The organism is Streptomyces doebereineriae, from assembly GCF_031845645.1.
GTDB classification, from domain to species: domain Bacteria; phylum Actinomycetota; class Actinomycetes; order Streptomycetales; family Streptomycetaceae; genus Streptomyces; species Streptomyces canus.
Genome location: NZ_JAVREZ010000006.1, coordinates 26,897 through 44,745, shown reverse-complemented (window position 1 = coordinate 44,745; position 17,849 = coordinate 26,897). Strand labels below are relative to the sequence as shown.

Annotated in this window: 14 protein-coding genes; 4 read left to right on the top strand and 10 right to left on the bottom strand. The window is 70.6% G+C overall.

Features of this window, described 5'->3' with window-relative positions; genetic code table 11:
* Positions 1-54: 54 nt before the first annotated feature.
* The 4 genes from RNB18_RS18920 to RNB18_RS18905 form a co-directional block, all read right to left on the bottom strand.
* The gene (locus RNB18_RS18920; protein WP_311715261.1) at positions 55-2,049 is read right to left on the bottom strand and encodes an ABC transporter ATP-binding protein; all 1,995 of its coding nucleotides are present in this window, start codon (positions 2,047-2,049) and stop codon (positions 55-57) included.
* Positions 2,050-2,089: 40 nt separating this feature from the next.
* A complete protein-coding gene (locus tag RNB18_RS18915) occupies positions 2,090-2,848 on the bottom strand; it encodes an NUDIX hydrolase (RefSeq protein WP_030326766.1) in 759 nt (252 codons plus the stop codon).
* Between the two features lie 131 nt (positions 2,849-2,979).
* Complete coding sequence (locus RNB18_RS18910) at positions 2,980-4,890, bottom strand: glycogen debranching N-terminal domain-containing protein (protein WP_311715260.1); 1,911 nt, start codon at positions 4,888-4,890, stop codon at positions 2,980-2,982.
* A 662-nt stretch (positions 4,891-5,552) separates the two neighbouring features.
* On the bottom strand, positions 5,553-7,256 hold the full coding sequence (locus RNB18_RS18905) for a DUF4192 domain-containing protein (RefSeq protein ID WP_311715259.1): 1,704 nt from the start codon (positions 7,254-7,256) through the stop codon (positions 5,553-5,555).
* 139 nt (positions 7,257-7,395) lie between these two features.
* Between RNB18_RS18905 and RNB18_RS18900 the strand changes: the two genes are divergently transcribed.
* Positions 7,396-9,567: a RecQ family ATP-dependent DNA helicase gene (locus RNB18_RS18900; protein ID WP_311715258.1), complete on the top strand. Its 2,172-nt coding sequence runs from the start codon at positions 7,396-7,398 to the stop codon at positions 9,565-9,567.
* A gap of 291 nt (positions 9,568-9,858) precedes the next feature.
* Positions 9,859-10,491, top strand: a complete 633-nt coding sequence (locus RNB18_RS18895; protein ID WP_311715257.1) for a hypothetical protein — start codon at positions 9,859-9,861, stop codon at positions 10,489-10,491.
* Between the two features lie 230 nt (positions 10,492-10,721).
* On the opposite strand, the gene RNB18_RS18890 is transcribed toward RNB18_RS18895, so the two are convergent.
* From RNB18_RS18890 to RNB18_RS18880, 3 genes are all read right to left on the bottom strand, one after another.
* Complete coding sequence (locus RNB18_RS18890; protein ID WP_311715256.1) at positions 10,722-11,381, bottom strand: hypothetical protein; 660 nt, start codon at positions 11,379-11,381, stop codon at positions 10,722-10,724.
* Positions 11,382-11,448: 67 nt separating this feature from the next.
* Positions 11,449-12,150, bottom strand: coding sequence for a ribonuclease HII (locus RNB18_RS18885; RefSeq protein ID WP_311715255.1), 702 nt, complete (start codon positions 12,148-12,150; stop codon positions 11,449-11,451).
* An 81-nt stretch (positions 12,151-12,231) separates the two neighbouring features.
* Positions 12,232-12,855, bottom strand: coding sequence for a TetR/AcrR family transcriptional regulator (locus RNB18_RS18880; RefSeq protein WP_311715254.1), 624 nt, complete (start codon positions 12,853-12,855; stop codon positions 12,232-12,234).
* 187 nt (positions 12,856-13,042) lie between these two features.
* On the opposite strand from RNB18_RS18880, the gene RNB18_RS18875 reads away from it, so the two are divergent.
* Positions 13,043-14,590, top strand: a complete 1,548-nt coding sequence (locus tag RNB18_RS18875; RefSeq protein ID WP_311715253.1) for an MFS transporter — start codon at positions 13,043-13,045, stop codon at positions 14,588-14,590.
* Between the two features lie 281 nt (positions 14,591-14,871).
* Here RNB18_RS18875 and RNB18_RS18870 read toward each other — a convergent pair whose 3' ends face one another.
* The 3 genes from RNB18_RS18870 to RNB18_RS18860 all read right to left on the bottom strand — a co-directional run bounded on the left by RNB18_RS18870 (position 14,872) and on the right by RNB18_RS18860 (position 17,173).
* Positions 14,872-15,777, bottom strand: a complete 906-nt coding sequence (locus tag RNB18_RS18870; RefSeq protein ID WP_311715252.1) for an ADP-ribosylglycohydrolase family protein — start codon at positions 15,775-15,777, stop codon at positions 14,872-14,874.
* A gap of 12 nt (positions 15,778-15,789) precedes the next feature.
* Entirely contained in the window at positions 15,790-16,449 is a 660-nt protein-coding gene (locus tag RNB18_RS18865) for a histidine phosphatase family protein (RefSeq protein WP_311715251.1), read from the bottom strand.
* Between the two features lie 118 nt (positions 16,450-16,567).
* Complete coding sequence (locus RNB18_RS18860; RefSeq protein ID WP_059207239.1) at positions 16,568-17,173, bottom strand: YdbC family protein; 606 nt, start codon at positions 17,171-17,173, stop codon at positions 16,568-16,570.
* A 148-nt stretch (positions 17,174-17,321) separates the two neighbouring features.
* Between RNB18_RS18860 and RNB18_RS18855 the strand changes: the two genes are divergently transcribed.
* The gene (locus tag RNB18_RS18855) at positions 17,322-17,846 is read left to right on the top strand and encodes a TerD family protein (RefSeq protein ID WP_311715250.1); all 525 of its coding nucleotides are present in this window, start codon (positions 17,322-17,324) and stop codon (positions 17,844-17,846) included.
* Positions 17,847-17,849: the final 3 nt, after the last annotated feature.

Below are 17,849 nucleotides of genomic sequence, written 5' to 3'. Positions count from 1 at the left end.
CGCTTTCGTCGGGAAATTGTGCGCAGGTCGGGACCGGAAGCGCGCGGAAGGCCGTCATCGGACCCTGCTCCGCAGGGCTGTGAGCAGATATGCGCACAGCAGGGCGGTCAGCGACAACGTGAGCGCGCCGCCCACGGGTTGGGCGACCACACGCACCGCTCCGGCCAGATAGCGCTCTCCACCGAAGGGCCACTGCAGCAGAAGAACCTCGCGCAGCCGCGCGGGAAGTCCGGCCGCCGCTCGCACGGACCCCCCGTCCAGCGCTTTCCGCACGAGAGGTACGACGAGAATGGGCACGGAAACCACCGCCGCGAGCCCGGCCGTCGTGGACCGGAAGATGCCGGCGGCCAGAACACCCGCCCAGGCGCACCCGACCACGAGCCCGAACCAACTCGCGCTCAGCGACAACCAGTCGGCGGGAACTTCCGTGAGCTCCCGTCCGTAGACGAGATAGAGCACTTCGGCGTCGCAGCCCACCACAAAAAAGGCAAGCGCAAGTGCGGTGACGGCGGCGACGACGAGTTTCGCGGTGAGCAGCCCCAGTCGGCGGGGGACGGTGCCGCGGTCCGCGGCCAGGGCGGGGTGGCGGAACTCATCACCGAACGCGAGCGCGCCGAGCAGCCCGGCCCCGAGCGCCGCCGGGGGCAGGGGCAGCTCCCTCGGCCATGCGGCCAGCAGGCGCGCCTGTGGAGTGTGACCGACCCGTGCCAGGACTACGGCGGTGAGGGCGGATGTGACGAGTACGGCGGCGCCGGTGAGGAAGCCGATGCCGATCCCAGCCGCGCGGCGCAGTTCGTAGCGCAGGGGGCGCAAGGGACTGGGGGCGGATCTGACGGAGATCGGGGGCGGGAGGGGGGCGGGGGCCCTGGAGGCTGTGGCGGGGCTCAGCGCGGCGTGACCACTTCCCTCAGCCGGGCCGCTGTGGGTGTCCCGGCTGCTGTGGGGCATCTGGCCGCCGTGCGCTTCCGGGTCTGCGGGCATCACCCGGGCACCGCGCACGTGTGAGCCGCTCGGTGATGCGAAGTCGTCGTGCGCAGCTGGACCGCCTCGCATTTCCGGCCCGGCCACCCCGAGAGCCCGGTCACCGAGGAGCTCGCCGGTCTCCGGCCCCGTGGCCCCCGCCAGCGGGTCCTGGGCGGCTTCTGCGGCCTCGCCGGGAAACGGACCCGCACCGGGTCCCATGTCCCCGATCTCGTCGGCGAGTTGGTGGACCAGAACGCCGTGGCGGAAAGCCGTCTCGCCGACGTCGGCACATGTACTGCCGTACACGGACAGACGGTTGCCGCCTTCCTGGACGACTTCGACGGAGCGGTGCGCCGTACGGGCCTCCTTGGCGAGCAGCGCGGCGAGGCGGGCGGCGTGGGGAGTACGGACGGCGACACGGGGGCGGAGTCTGGTGCGGGCGAACTCCGTGACCTCCTGGTCCGCGACGAGTCGGCCTTGTTCGAGGGTGACGACGTGATCTGCGGCGCGCGCGGCCTCTTTGGGCTCGGACGTGGTGAACAGGACCGAGCCCCCCTGGGCGGCGTGCGCTCGCAGCATGCCGTGCAGCCAGTGGCTCTCGCGCGTGGAGAGCCCCTCGGTGGGGTCGTCCAGGACGAGTGTGTGGGGGTCCGGCAACAGGGCGCAGGCCAGGCCCAGGCGGCGGTCCATGCCGCGCGACAGGGTGCCGAGCCGCTCGTCGCGCAGGCTGACGAGGCCCACCACTTCGAGCATTTCGTCGGCGCGCCGGACCGGGACGCCGGCCGCGGCGCACAGCATGCGCAGATGACCGCGGACCGTGCGCGCGGGATGGCCGGGCACATCGCCCATGAGCACGCCGACCTCGCGCGAGGGATGCGCGATGCGATGCAGCGGGCGACCCCTGAAGTAGGTGAGGCCACGGCCCTGTTCGAGTTCGAGCATCAGTCTGAGCGCCGTCGTCTTGCCCGCACCCGTCGCTCCGAGAAGCGCGGTGACACGGCCCGCACGGGCTTCGAAGGACACATCGTCGACCGCGGGCGGGAGGTCCTTGCGGGAGTTGCTGGTCAGTCCGAAGGCCTGGATCACCCGAAGCAAGATAGCGCGTTATGTCCGGTTTTCGGCGCCGTCACACTTCGGGGCGCAGCATCGGAGGGTTGAGAAGAGTGGCGCCGCCGGCCCGGAAGAGCTGGGCAGGGCGGCCGCCCTGTCGCGTAGTAGTGCCACCGGTGGGGACCAGGAAGCCCGGTGTGCCCGTCACCTTGCGGTGGAAGTTGCGCGGGTCCAGAGCCACGCCCCACACCGCCTCGTAGACGCGGCGCAGCTCGCCCACGGTGAATTCGGGTGGGCAGAACGCGGTGGCCAACGACGAGTACTCGATCTTCGAGCGGGCGCGCTCCACTCCGTCCGACAGAATCTGCGCATGGTCGAAGGCGAGCGGCGCGACCGGTTCCCCGTCCCGACCGTAACCGCCCTGCTGCAACAGCTCCTCGACTGGCGCCCACCGCGCGTTGCTGGCGTCGCCGCCGGCCCGTGGGGCAGGCAGGTCGGGGGCGAGGGCGAGGTGGGCGACGCTCACCACACGCATCCGGGGATCGCGCTTGGGATCGCCGTAGGTCGCGAGCTGTTCCAGGTGCGCTCCGTTGTCCTGGACGGGGACGGCGGGGTCATGGGCACGCAGCCCGGTCTCCTCGGCCAGCTCACGGGCCGCGGCCTGCGCCAGATCCTCGTCGGCCCGTACGAAACCGCCGGGAAGTGCCCAGCGCCCCTGGAACGGCGGCTCGCCCCTGCGCACCGCGAGCGCACACAGGGCGTGGCGGCGCACGGTCAGTACGACCAGGTCCACGGTGACGGCGAAGGGCGGAAAGGCTGACGGGTCGTAGGGCATGCGGCGATCATAGTCGTCTGCCTGACGATAAACACTCCCTTCGCCAACCGCACCAGTAGATGATCCACTCTGGCTCCGAACAGGTCCGCTCCCCTGCACCCGGCCCTTGCCGGAGGGAGTGTCGTCCGAGGTCAGGACCTCAGTTGCAGCCCCCCGGCGGCCTCCTCGACCATGGCGAGCCCGAGTCTGCTGACCCTTACCGAGAACGGGGCCCCCGCGACCCTCAGTCCCGTCAGACCGATCTCACCGAGAGGCGCACTGCGCACGGGGCGCAGTGTGACCGTCCCCGCCGGGGCGTCGGGACGGATCCCCGCGAGGGCGCTCAGCAGCAGGACTCCTGCGGCCGCTGCCGTGGCCGCAGGACGGCAGGCCGCCGGGTGGGGAAGGGGAGCGCTCCCGTCGGTGCGCTGCTCACCCGCGTACATCTCGGGGAGCCGGTGGCCGAAGGTCTCAGCCGCCGCCAGCAGACCCCGCAGGAGCGAGCCGGCCTCCTTTTCGTACCCGGCGGCGGCCAGGCCCGAGACGGCGATCGACGTCTCGTGGACGCGTACCGCACCGGTGCGATGGCCGAACGGGTTGTATCCCGCCTCCTTGGTACCCAGTCCGCGCAGCCCCCAGCCCGAGTCCATGACCGGGCTTCCGAGCAGCCGGGCGAGCTGCTCGGTCTGCGCCCTGTCGAGCAGGCCGGGTGCCTGTTCACCCCCGCCCAGCAGGCCGGTGTCCAGGAGATGGACGGCCGCGGCACCGAGCTGCGGCACGAGACGTCCGTCGGGGGCACGTGCGGTCGCCGGCCGGCCACCGCCGCGGTCCTCGACCCAGAACTCCTCACGGAAAGCCGAGCGCAGCTCGCGGGCCCACTGCCGCAGCGCCGCCCCGCCGGGTCTGTGGAAAGTGTCGAGCAGATCGGCACCGAGGACGGCCGCGCGATGCGCATGCGCCTGGGTCTCGCAACGGACGGGACCGCCCGGTTGCGGATCGCACAGATACGTCCCCTCCCCCACGGCCGCCCGCAGCCAGCGCAGACAACGCTCGGCTGCTGGGAGCAGTTCTTCTGTCTCCTGTTGGGAGAGCCCCCACCGGGAGGCCTCCGCGAGAAGGGCGGGGAAGAGCAGGGTGGCCTCAGTGCCCGTACAACCAGCCGGAAGATGTGCGCCAGCGTCCCGGCGCGGTCCGGGGATCATGCCGGACTGCGCTGTCTGCCCCCGGAGTTGGGTGCGCGCGAGGGTGCGCAGGGTCCCGGCGGCGAGCCGGGTGCCGAGCGGCAGTGTCATACGGGCTGCGACGAGCGCGTCGGCCGGGGCCAGGCCGCAGCGCCAGGGGGCTCCGGCCGCGAGGTGGGTGTCGGTGGGGTGTGCCGGGTCGCGCACCAGCAAGGACTGCAGATCGTCAATGCTCGTGTCCAGGAGCGGCCGGATCGCGGGGTGGTCTCCCGTCGCGCGAGCGGAAGCCAGGGGGCTGGTCGCCGCGCGCCCCACGGCCCGGACGCGGCCTGCCCCGTCCAGGCGTACCCGCAACTCAAGGCCGGCCGTGCCTCCGGGGGGCAGGTCGAACTCCCAGCGCAAAAGGCCTGCCGACGCCAGCGCGTCGGAGGGCGGTGGGTCGGCCGTGACCGACGCCGCGCCGGCGGCGCAGGACCAGCGCAAGCCGGAGTCGTGGACGCTCGCGGGCAATTCGGGTCCCGCTCGGCCGGACGCGATCGCGCCCAGGTCCGCCAGATCCGTACCGAGTGCCACCTCCACCGGCAGTCGCAGGGGGCGGACGGCGGCGCTGTGCAGCGTGATGCGCTCCGTCCCGTCCGCGTGGCGTGTGCGTTCGACGACGACGTCCGGGTCCGGGCCTCCGCCCGGGGAGACACGAGCGGTGGCCACGAAACGTGCGCGATCCGCCCCGGTCGTCCGCGCTTGGACCGGGAGAGGCTCACGGCCGGCGATACGGATCTGGCACCGGGAGAGCGTGCGTCGGCCCGCGCGGTAGAAGCCTTCCAGCCCGTGACCGTTCAACTGCCCTCGATCCGTCGAGATGGCGAGGCCCGGAAGCGCCACGCAGATGATGACCGAGTGCGCCGGAGGAAGTTCAGCTGGGCCTCTGGGACCCGAAGAATGGTTCTGCGGCGGCGCGGACGGGGCGGGTGAGGGCGGGCGAGAGGGACGGCTCGGGGTCGGAGGCGGAGCCCAGTCCTGCCCCGCAGGCGTCGACGAGCGCCGCGCAGGCGCCACCGACGGAGACCGCTCCCGGTCCCGTGACAGCGAGGAACCGGTGTCCTCCTGGTCCTGGTCCGGAGTCGAGTTCCAGCGCTGCTCAACGGCCACCGAGGTGCGCTGGGTGCCGCTCGGGAACCTCGGCTCAGACATATCGGTGGCCGCGGCCCGCGGCGGCGGACCGGCGCTTGCTTTCCCTACCGGCGTCGGCGGGACGAGGGCGGAACGGCCGTCGTCGGTGGAGGGCGGAGTCGGCTGATGCAAGGGGCGCTTCCTCTGCACTCTGCGCGGCTCGGGCGATTTCGGCGCCCGGTGCGTGGCTCCTGCAGGACATGTGTGCTGCGGCGATACGGCCGGATCGGGCGTTCCGCCACTCAGGTGAACGGGACGGGCCTGTTCGGGGTCACGCCCACGAGCACGGAAGCCGATCGAATGGCGGCGACCCGGAGCCGCCACCCGGCGGCACAGGCGGGACCACCCGCGTGCGACACACTTCCAGCGGTCGCTCATCCCTCCTCCTCGGTGGTACCTCCGGGCCGTGTGCCCTCGGGACGGCGCATGTCGTCCTTGCCCGTGGTGCGGCGGACGGCACCGGGACGCGTACCGCGGGCCGGTCGAGAGCGCGGCCGGGATTCCTCCGCGCAGGGCTGTCGCCCCTCCGCTTCCGGGGCATGCGGACGGGCGTCGGGGCGAGTGCCGGGACGCACCCGCTTACGTCGGCGGGAGGCCGTGGCGGATGCTGGCGCCGGCAGAGAGCGGTCGGAACCGGACGGGCACGGCGGCAGCGCGTCTTCGGCATGGGACGGGCCCGCCGACGAGGTGGCATTGCGCTTGCCGGGCACAGGCTTGTCACCCATGAACCCGTCGGAGCCGGGCGGGGTTGCCACCTGCCCAGGCACGGGCGTGTTCGGCCGCACCAGGTCGTCGGCCGTGTCCACATCGTCCACATCGTCGGACGGAGCGATCTCCGCCCGCGCGCGTGCCTCACGCCCCTCGCGTTCCGCGCGCAGGCAGCGGCGAATGGATTCCGGGTCCAGTCCCTCGTTGCAGGCTTGGTGCAGGAGCCGGGCGAAGAGGTAGCTGGGATCCGCACCCAGGGCCATGGCCAGCGCTTCCCTGGCCTCGATCTCGTCACCCGCGGCCCACGCGACCCATCCGGCGAGGGTGAGCGGCGCCGCCGCGTGCTCGCCGTAGGGTCCGACGCACCGGCGGGCCAATGCGCGCCACAGACGCAGTGCCGGTCCGGTCTCCTCGGCCTCCATCCACTCTGCCGCGCGGTCCCGGGTCGTGCGGTCCTGCAGGCCGAGGATGAGTTCCGCCGCTTCTTCGTGCCCCAGCAGTTCGTCGTCTCGCAGATCGGCCTGGAGCGCGCCCGACACGGGCGCTGCCTCGGCGAAGCGTGCCATGGTGCGCCTGGCCAGGCGCACCGTCTCCTCTGCCACCTCCGCGCGGCCCGTCAGGTCGAGCATCCTGGGGACCAGGGCCATGCCTGCGGTGTCCAGAGCGACTTCCTGTTCCAACGCGGCCGCGGTCTCCCAGGGCTGCAGCCGGGCCCGCAACTCGCGCAGTGTGCCGCGCACCTGTAGTCCCGCGTAGGTGGCCGCCGCGGCGAGCACCGAGGTGCCGGGCAGACCCATCGGAAGTCCCTCCACGGGGCAGCATTCCTCGCTCGGGCAACAGTAGGACCAGTAGCGGCCGTCAGAGATGCACAGCGCCTCGATCACAGGGACGTCGAGCCGACCGCACTCCGTGCGCAGCAGGGCGGCGAGCGGGGCGAGACGCTCCGTGATCTGCCTGCCGGTCTCACCGGCCGCAGGTTCCTGGCAGAGGTAGGCGACCATCTGCTCGGGGCGGGCACCCCGCCGTTCGCTGCCGGTGATCAGTCCGTGGGCCAACTGCCGGGCCACGGCCGCCCAGTCGTCCTTGTTGGCGGGAATGCCGAGCCGGGCTCGCCCACCGAACCTGCCGCGGCCGCCCCGGTCGTGCAGGGCGACCAGAACGATGCTGTCCTCGGGCCGGTACCCGAGCAGGTAGGGCAGGGCGTCGGCCAGTTCGCCCGGGGTCCTCAGGGTGACCTGGTGTTCGGCGCCGTGTGCGTCGAATCCGACGCGGTCGCTGATCCCCGAGCCGTCGTTGTTGCGTCCGCCGCTGTTCCGTCCGCCGTTGTTGCCGTTTCCAGCGGGTCCGGTCGTTTCGCTGTGATTCGTCATGCGCAGACGATCTCGCGGATCACGACGTTCCGTTTGACCCTGTGGATAAGTCCGATCAGGGCCACGACAAAGCCATTCCTCGTCCACAGCCAGGCCGCCGCGAGGCTCCGATGTCGGAGGCGTCCTGTTGTATGGAGGCATGACGCACACGAGCAAGACGGAGCTGCGCGAGGCTGCCGACGGGATCCTCGTCCGGCTCGTCGGGGACAGCACCGGATCGGCGCGACTGCGCGAGGACCAGTGGCGGGCGATCGAGGCGCTGGTCGCCGACAAGCGCCGGGCCCTGGTCGTGCAGCGCACGGGGTGGGGCAAGTCCGCGGTGTATTTCGTGGCGACGGCCCTGCTGCGCGAGCGCGGTGCCGGGCCGACCGTGATCGTCTCTCCGCTGCTCGCGCTCATGCGCAACCAGGTCGAGGCAGCCGCCCGAGCCGGCATCCACGCCCGGACCATCAACTCCTCCAACCCCGAGGAGTGGGAGACCATCCGTGCCGAAGTCACCGCGGGCACGGTGGACGTGCTGCTCGTGAGCCCCGAGCGGCTCAACAACCCGGACTTCCGCGACAACGTCCTGCCGGAACTGTCTGCCGCCACCGGCCTTCTCGTCGTCGACGAGGCGCACTGCATCTCCGACTGGGGCCATGACTTCCGCCCCGACTACCGCCGTCTGCGCACCATGCTCACCGATCTGCCTCCCGGGGTGCCTGTGCTGGCCACCACCGCCACGGCCAATGCCCGGGTCACCGCCGACGTGGCGGAGCAGTTGGGCACCGGCACCGGCTCGGACGCACTGGTCCTGCGCGGCCCGCTCGACCGCGAGAGCCTCAGCCTCGGCGTGCTCCAGCTCCCCGACGCCGCCCACCGGCTGGCCTGGCTCGCCGATCACCTGGACGACCTGCCTGGTTCCGGAATCATCTACACGCTGACGGTCGCCGCCGCTGAGGAGATCACCGCCTTCCTGCGGCAATGCGGGCACACCGTCGCCTCGTACACAGGAAAGACGGAGAACGCCGAACGCCAGCAGGCCGAGGAAGCCCTCCTCGCGAACAAGGTCAAGGCACTGGTGGCCACCTCCGCGCTCGGCATGGGGTTCGACAAACCCGACCTCGGCTTCGTCGTCCACGTCGGTTCGCCGTCCTCCCCCATCGCGTACTACCAGCAGGTCGGTCGCGCCGGACGCGGCGTCGAGCACGCCGAGGTGCTGCTTCTGCCCGGCCGCGAGGACGAGGCGATCTGGTCCTACTTCGCCTCCGTCGCGTTCCCACCCGAAGAATCCGTACGGCGCACCCTCGACGCCCTCGCCCGAGCGGACCGGCCGCTGTCACTGCCCGCGCTCGAACCCCTGGTGGAGCTCAACCGCACCCGCTTGGAGATCATGCTCAAGGTGCTGGACGTGGACGGTGCGGTCCACCGGGTCAAGGGCGGCTGGATCGCCACCGGAGCGCCCTGGTCGTACGACACCGAGCGCTACGCCTGGGTCGCCAAGCAGCGCGCCACCGAGCAGCAGGCCATGCGCGACTACGCCACCACCACGGGCTGCCGTATGGAGTTCCTGAGGCGGCAGCTGGACGACGAGCAGGCGGCCTCCTGCGGCCGCTGCGACAACTGCGCCGGGCCCCGCTTCACCGCCGACATCTCCTCGGCCGCCCTGGACACCGCGGGCGGCTCGCTCGCCCGCGCCGGCGTCGTGGTGGAGCCCCGCCGAATGTGGCCCACAGGCCTCCCTGCCATCGGCGTCGACCTCAAGGGCCGTATTCCGCCCGGCGAACAGGCCTTGCCGGGCCGGGCGCTCGGGCGGATGTCGGACATCGGCTGGGGCAACCGTCTCCGCCCGCTGCTCGCACCCCGGACTCCGGACGCTCCCGCTCCCGACGACGTGGCGAACGCCGTCGTGACCGTGCTGGCCGACTGGGCCAAGTCGCCCGACGGTTGGGCGTCCGGCGCCCCGGACGCACCGGCCCGCCCTGTCGGAGTGGTCACCGTTCCCTCGCGCAGCCGGCCCCAGTTGGTCACATCCCTCGGGAGCCGTATCTCCGCCGTCGGCCGTATCCCGTTCCTGGGATCCCTCGCATACACGGACCACTCCGACGACCTCGTGCTGCCCCGTTCGAACAGCGCCCAGCGCCTGCGGGTCCTGCACGGAGCGCTCACCGTGCCTCCGCCCCTGCGAGAGGCGCTGCAGACAGCCGGAGGCCCCGTCCTGCTCGTCGACGACATGATCGAGACCGGCTGGACCCTCGCGGTCGCCGCCCGGCTGCTGTTGCGGTCGGGTGCCCAGGGGGTGTTGCCTCTGGTACTGGCCGTCCGCGGCTGAGCAGACACCGGAGGCGACAGCGCCGCGCGCGCATACCGGTGCGGGCCTCGAGCGGCCGGGCTCGGTGGTCCCTGGCATCGCCGGTAAAACACTGGGTAGGGATATAAGCCACCAACCGTCAGATTCGGGTCGGCGGACCCAATTGCTCGTTGCCGCAACCAAGTTCGACAGGAAGAATTGAGGTCCGCTCCCCGCACGGCTCCTCCGTTGACCGGTAGGGCACTGCTGCGGTGCGCGCTCCCCCGAATCCGACCCCGCCCGCCGTATGGGCGCGTAGCCGAAGGGAGGACCGTGACCTTCGGATTCGCTCCGTCCTCCGCGGCGTCCACGTCGTCAGCCGACTTGTCCGCCGCATCCGCCAACCCTATGGCCCGTCTGCTCGAACCCGCCGAGTGGGCCGAGGCCGGCATCCCCCTGCTGCGCAATCCGCGCGAGGTCGTCAGCGGGCTGCACTCCCGGCACCGTCCCCAACCGGCGACCGCGATCGTGGCGGTCCTCGACCCGGACGAACGGCTGCGGGCGAGCGCCTCGTTCACGCGCCGTCCGGCACCGGCCGACGGCTGGATGTTCCGGAACACGCTGCTTGCCCAACTGCGCCGGGTGATCCCGCACGACCTGCGGCGCCGCACGCCCGTGCGCACCGCTGTGCTGCTCTACTGCCGTGAGGGCGACGCGCGTTGGACGGAGGAGGACGGCGCGTGGATGTGGGGCCTGCGTGACGCCTGCACTTTGCACGGGCTGCGCTGCGGGGCGTACATCACGCTGACGGGCGACGGCTGGCAGGTGCTCGGCGAGGGACGCGGCGGACGCCGGCCGAACGCGGACTCCGCGCCGGAGCCGTTCGCCACGTCCGAGTCGCCGCCCCTGCTGCCACGCACCGGCGGCGCCGCCTCGGAGGTCCTGCGCCGCGTGGCGGCTCGCTGAGGACTGAGCGCCGAGACTGGCCCGGTCACCGCTCTACGGCCGTACGTCCAGGACGTACGGCCCACGACGTCGTGGCGCACCGGGCGGACGCGTTCCTGGCACCGGCATGGCCCGGTTCGCGAAACGACTTCCGCTCGGCCGCGTGCATGCCGAAGGACTCACTGTGCAGGTGCCGCGCAGGCGGCACCTTTCATCACCCCCGGCGTCCCACCGGACGTACCGGAACCGGATCAGACGCCGGCACCCAGTACCGAGTTGATCTGCTGCGGGTCGCCGCAGACGATCAGCAGGGCGCCGGCCCGGGCGTGGGCCAGAGGCAGGGCCTCGGCGGCAGCGTCGGCGGAACCGCCGTTGACGGCGACCACGACCACCGGACGGGACGCGGCACGCGAGACCGCCGTGGCGTCCGCGTAGAACACGTCGTCACCGGCGTCGTGCTGCGCCCAGTAGGCGGCTTCACCGAAGGACAGCTCATGGGCGGCCCACGGATGGTGTTCGCCAGTGGTGATCACCAGCACTTCACCGGGGGCGCGGCCCGACTCCAGCAGGAGGTCCACGGCTTCCTCGGCAGCGTCGAGCGCACCGGCGGCCGAGGCCGGGATGAGCTGGATCTGCGGGGCGGCCGAAGCTGAAGCCGGGGCTGGAGTCGCAGCGGCAGTGGCAGGGGCAGCGGGGCCCGGCACTCCGGGCTTGACCACGGCGACGTCGTGCGGCATCCGCTGCACCGGCGGCGCGGGCCGCAGCGGGCCGGGGCGACCGGGGCGCGGCGGAGCCGCGGGGCGTGGACCGGGTACGGGACGAGGGGTCGGCGCGGTGCGGCCGCTGGCCGGAGTGGCGCGGGGACCCTGGGCACTCTCGTGAATCTGAGGCTCCTCGGGAATGAGAGGCATGGGCTGATGTTTATCAAACGTTGGTGCGGCTCGCGTCAGCGGGGGCACATCAGTGCGAGCGGAATCGTCAGAAGTCGAAGCCGAGCTGGCCCTCGATCTCCGGAACGCTTCCATCCGCCCAGCTGCGGGCCTTCTTGAGGTGCCGCCACTGAGGCAGCGCATCAAGATACGCCCACGACAACCGGTGGTACGGGGTGGGGCCCCGAACCTCCAGCGCGGCCTTGTGCACGGGCGACGGATACCCGGCGTTGGCCGCGAAACCGAAGTCTGCATGGTCGATACCCAGTTCGGCCATCATTTTGTCGCGCTGAACCTTGGCGATCACCGAGGCCGCCGCGACCGCCACACAGGATTGGTCGCCCTTGATCACGGTCCGGACATTCCAGGGCGCTCCGAGATAGTTGTGCTTCCCGTCGAGGATCACCGCGTCCGGCCGGACCGGGAGTGCCTCCAGGGCGCGCACGGCGGCGATCCGCAGGGCGGCCGTCATCCCCAGGTCGTCGATCTCTTCATGACTCGCGTGTCCCAGGGCGTACGACGTCACCCATGTCCGCAGTACCTCTGCGAGTTCGGTACGGCGTTTCACGCTGAGCAGCTTGGAGTCGGTGAGGCCTTGGGGCGGTCGACGCAGTCCGGTGACGGCCGCGCAGACGGTGACGGGGCCGGCCCAGGCACCTCGCCCCACCTCGTCGACACCGGCAATGATCTTCGCTCCGGTCGTGGCGCGAAGGGAGCGCTCGACGGTGTGAGTAGGTGGTTCGTACGGCATGGCGCCCTTAGCCTACGCCGCCCGGATCACCTTGCGACACCCGGTTTCCCCGGACGGCGTCCGGGCGTCCACGATCGGCGCTCACCGACTGGTCGACCGCAGCAGCGGCAGCAGGAATTGGTCGATCATCTCTTCGACATCCCGGTCGTTCCATTCGCTACCGCGCATCTTGGAGCGATACATCATCATGGCGGGGATGGCATCGAAGACATAGTCGTTCGCCGCGTCAGGACGCACCTCACCCCGCTCTATTCCTCGGGTGATGATCTCGCGAAGCAGCCTGACGCTCGGCTCCACGACCCCGTTGAAGATCACGGCATGGAAGCGTTCAGCCTGAGCCTGGTCGCATTCGTGAATGACCGAGCGCAGCGCGAAGCCGGGACGCGAGAACATCGCTTCGCGGGCCTGGCGGCACAGTTCGAGCAAGTCCTCGCGCACACCACCGAGGTCGGGCGCCTCCTCGAAACGCGGCAGTCCGGCCCGAAGGGCGTCTGCGACCAGGTCCTCCTTGGAGGGCCAGCGGCGATATACCGCGGCCTTGCCGGTCTGAGCTCCGGCGGCGACACCTTCCATCGTGAGGCCGTTCCAGCCGACCGTGCTGAGCTGCTCCAGCGCGGCGTCGAGGATCGCACGCTCCAGCACGGCGCCGCGCCGACGGAGGGAGGCCGCCTGAGCGGGGGCGGCCGTCCAGCGCGAGGTAACCATCTGAGTGACTCCAGCGAACAGGGAAGCGGTGATTTCGGGGAGGGACTGGACACCGCGCGGCGACACAGGGGGACACGCCACGCGCCAACAAACTTAAGTGAACGCTTGCGTTCACTACGAGGGACTCACTACCGTTGACGCAACAGTGAACGCCACCGTTCACTAACGCGCTTGTGGGGGACCCATAGTGACGACCTCTCAGTTGATCAAGGATCAGAAACCAGGTGTGGCCCGCCGGGAAGGGCGACCCGGCATCGCGCTCGCAGTCATCGCGGCCTGCCAACTCATGGTGGTACTCGACGCGACGATTGTGAACATCGCGCTGCCGCACATTCAAGACGCTCTCAAGTTCAGCACCACCGACCTCACATGGGTCGTCAGCGCCTACACGCTCACCTTCGGTGGCCTGCTCCTTCTGGGCGGCCGCGCGGGTGACATCCTCGGGCGCCGCCGGGTCTTCATGACCGGCATCCTGCTGTTCACCTTCGCCTCGTTGCTCGGCGGACTCGCCCAGGAGCCCTGGCAGCTGCTGGCCGCCCGCGTCCTGCAGGGCGTGGGCGGCGCGATCGCCTCGCCCACCTCGCTGGCGCTGATCACCACCACGTTCCCCGAAGGGCCCGAGCGCAACCGGGCCTTCGGCGTCTTCGCCGCCGTCTCCGCGGGCGGCGGCGCCATAGGCCTGCTGGCGGGAGGCATGCTCACCGAGTGGCTCGACTGGCGGTGGGTGCTCTTCGTCAACGTGCCCATCGGCGTACTGATCGCGGTACTCACCCCGCTGTACATCAGCGAGTCCGAGCGCCACAGCGGTCGCTTCGACATCGCGGGCGCCCTGACCTCCACGGGGGGCATGGCCCTGCTCGTCTACGGTTTCATCCGTGCCGCCGACGAAGGCTGGCGGGACAGCCTGACCATCGGGTCCTTCGGCAGCGCCGTGGTGCTCCTGCTCGCCTTCGCGTTCATCGAGTCGCGCGCCAAGGAGCCGATCACCCCCCTGCGGATGTTCGCCGACCGCAACCGCTCGGGCACGTACGTGATCATGCTGAGTCTCGCTGCCGCGATGTTCGGCATGTTCTTCTACATCGTGCTCTTCGTCCAGAACGTGCTGGACTACACCCCGATCCAGGCCGGTCTCGCCTTCCTGCCCGTGACGGTCGTGATCGCACTGGGGGCAGGCCTGTCTCAGCGGTTCCTGCCGGTGCTCGGCCCCAAGCCGTTCATGCTCACGGGTTCGGCGCTCGCGGTGACCGGGCTCGCCTGGCAGGCCCTCATCAGCTCTGACAGCTCCTACGTCGGTGGAGTCCTCGGACCCATGCTGATCTTCGGCTTCGGCATGGGCCTGAACTTCGTGACGCTGACGATCACCGCGGTCTCCGGCGTCGCCCAGCATGAGGCCGGCGCGGCCTCCGGGCTGCTCAACGCCACGCAGCAGGTAGGCGGTTCGCTCGGTCTGTCCATCCTGACGACCGTGTTCGGGTCGGCCAGCAAGGACGAGGCCGAGAAGCAGCTGCCGCACTTCATGGCCGACGGTTCGGCGGAGCAGAAGGCGGAGTTCGCCAAGACGCACCAACTGCCCGCCCCGTGGGGGCACGAAGTGCTCGCCCAGGGCATCTCGTCGGGCTTCGTGGCGGCTGCCTCGATGGCCGTACTCGCCCTGGCCAGCGCCTGGTTGGTGATCAAGGTCCGCAAGAGTGACCTGGAGGCGCTCGCCGGCACGGCGGGTCCGGGCCTCGGCTGAGGGAGCCCGGCTCACGATGGGCAGCGGATGGCCGGGCCTGGTCCGGGGGATCGACGGCGAGGACGAGAGTCCAGCCATCCGCACGACAAGCACCGTCCACATCAGGGCGGACACCGCCAACCACCCCATGGCCACACCCCCGCGCCTCTCACGTGTCTTCTGCGTGCACCGGTCCATTCGTCGCACGGCAACTGTCACGACAACGGGCGGGTGATTACGCAGAGTTCCCGTCATGTACGGAGAGTTTTCGACGATGCGGCCGAGGGCCAGGTGTGGGGCCCCTAGCCCGGCAGCCGCAGCCACTCCGGCAACGTCTCGGTCCGTTGCACCCACTCGGCGGGCGGCGTCCCGGCCTTCCCCCCGGCGATCACACCACCCACGATGGCGCAGGTCGTGTCCACGTCACCGCCTACTTGGGCGGTTGTCCAGAACGCCTCCTCGTAGTCGCCCAGGGACCGGGCGGCGGACCAGAGCGCGAACGGCACGGTGTCGTGGGCCGTCGTCCGGCGCCCGCAGCCCAGCACGGCCGCGACGGTGGAGGCGTCTCCGTAGTCGAGCATGTCGCGTGCCCGCCGCAGCCCCGCGCCGACGGCACTCTTCGGGACGAGAGCGATGACACCGTCGAGGAACGCACCAGGGCTGGGCGGACCACCGGGGGCGGCGGCCAGCGCGGCGGCCGCGGCGACGGCCATGGCGCCGACGACGGCCTCCCGGTGCTGATGTGTGGGATACGCCGAGATCTCGGCCTGGTGGGTCGCCTGCTCCGGGTCGTCCGCGTAGAAGGCTCCGAGGGGCGGGATGCGCATCGCGGCGCCGTTGCCCCAGGAGCCCTGTCCGTTGAAGAGAGCCGCGGCGAGCTCGCGCCAGTCACCGCCCTCGCGGACCAGCCGCAGCAGACGGTTGACGGCGGGGCCGTAGCCCCGGTCGAAATCGTGGTGTTCGGCGAAGGAATGAGCCAGGGCGTCCTGGTCGATGCGGTGGTGGGCGGCCAGGACCGCCACCACCGAGCACGCCATCTCGGTGTCGTCCGTCCACTGCCAGTGGCCGGGCGGCAGCTCGCGGTTCTTCAGCAGGGGGTAGTTCACCGGTACGAAGAACTGCGAGCCCAGCGCGTCCCCCACGGCCAGGCCACGCAGACTGGCCAGGGCGCGGCTCAGACGCCCCTCGGGTGTGGAGTCAGCGGTCATCGGTCTGCCACTCTAATCGGTGATCCCGTACGGTTCCGGCTCTCGCCAGCGCCCGAAGGGCCGGTCAAGGCCATACTTGCCGTCGTCCCCGAGAACGAGCATCCGCATCTCCGCGTTCCCCGGGTTCGACAGTGACTCGAATTCCGCGACCGTCCAGTGGAACCAGCGCATGCAGAACAGCCGCATGGCGAGGCCGTGCGTCACGATCAGGACGTTCGGCGGATGGTCCGGCGCCTCGAAGCTTCGGAACAGGCTCTCCAGGAAGCCACCCACCCGGTCGTACACGTCGGCCCCGGACTCACCCTGTGCGAACCGGTAGAAGAAGTGCCCATAGGCGTCCCGGTACGCCTTCTGAAGACGTACGTCGTCGCGGTCCTGCCAGTTTCCCCAGTCCTGCTCCCGCAGCCGGGGTTCCTCGCGCACCCGTATGAGCTCGGGGTCCAGGTGGAAGGCGCGGAGCGTCTCGTGGGTACGGCGATAGGGAGAGACGTACACACTGACGCGTTCGCGGCCCAGCACCTCTCGCAGCCGTTTACCGGTCTCCTCCGCCTGCTGCCAGCCCCGCTCCGTCAGGGCCAGGGCGTGGTCGGGCTCGCGTTCATACACGGTGTCATCAACATTGCCCGTTGACTCCCCGTGCCGGACAAGGACGATTCGCCGTGGTCGTGCCATGCCAAGACCCTAGATCGGGTGAGGGCGTATCGAGCACTCGTACGGGCTCCATACGGCGTAGGTCACACATTTCCCGCACCATCGGCCGCGCAGAGGCGCACGTAGGTGAGTCCGGATCTCAAACCGTCCAGGCCGGTTCAAGGTCCAGAATGTCGCCCGTGAGGGCGGCGACGTCGGCGTCGGTCTGGGCGCGCAGCGCGAGCCGTTCCACACGTTCGGTGCGGTACTTGCCGTGCTCGGCCGCCGACCGCCACATCGAGAGCACCAGGAACTCGTGCCCTGGAGCCTCCCCGAACAGACCACGGATCATGCCCGGCGAGCCGGCCATTGCCGGGTTCCAGACCTTTTCCTGCATCAGCGTGAAGTGCTCCGCGCGCTCCTCGTGGACACGGCAGTGGGCGAACCGCAGCAGGTCGGCGTCGGTGAAGCGCGGCTCGAAGCCCGTCTTCACGTCGAAGCGGTAGTCGAACAGCTTGACCTGGACGTCCTTGAACGTGCCTGACTGGGCCGCCGCGAGCCGGTCATGGGAACGGGCCATGAAGGAGTCGTAGAAGGAACGGCTCTCCCAGAAGGAGAAGATGTGCGCCACGCCCTGCCGCCCCCGGCTCCAGCCTCCGCCCTGTCCCCGAAACCCCGGCTCTCCGAGAAGCCCCGCCCACTTTCGCTGCCCCCGCTCGAAGCCGCGGCGGTCCACCACGGTGCAGCGAATCCACTTGACCAGCACCGCGCCATGGTAAGGCCACAGAGCGTGGCGCCGGTCACGCTCGGCGGCAGAGGCGACGCACCAGTGACACACACGCGTGGCAGGATGGACAACCGGTCTTACCTGACTGGCAGTTCGGGACGTGGGCACAGGGGGAAGGGGAAATCCGGTGAGCGGCATCAACAAGGGGATCCGCAAGGTCGAGGTCGCGCTCAAGTGGGATCCGAGTCCGGCGGGGCAGCCGGCCACCGACCTGGACATCGTCGCCGCGACCTACGTGGCGGGCGATCCGTACGGCGATCCCGCCTATGTGGTGCACTTCGACAGCCGTTCCCCCGACGGCACCATCTATCTCAACCGGGACAGCAAGGACGGCAAGGGCTTCGGCTGGGACGAGGTCATGACCCTCGAACTCGACCGCCTGGACGCCCGGTACACGCGCGTGGTCGTCGGCGCCGTCATACAGCAGCGTTCCGCGCCCCGCACCTTCGTCGGCGTGATCAACCCGGGTCTGCGGATCCGTGAGGGCTACACGGTCCTGACCGAGGACGACTTCGGCGGCGTTCTCGGCGCCACGGCCGCGAAGGTCGCGGAGTTCGTACGTCAGGAATCCGGCACCTGGGACTTCCACCCCGGGATCAGCGGCTTCGAGGACGACCCCGCGACATTCACCCGGAGCATGGGCCGGGCATGACGT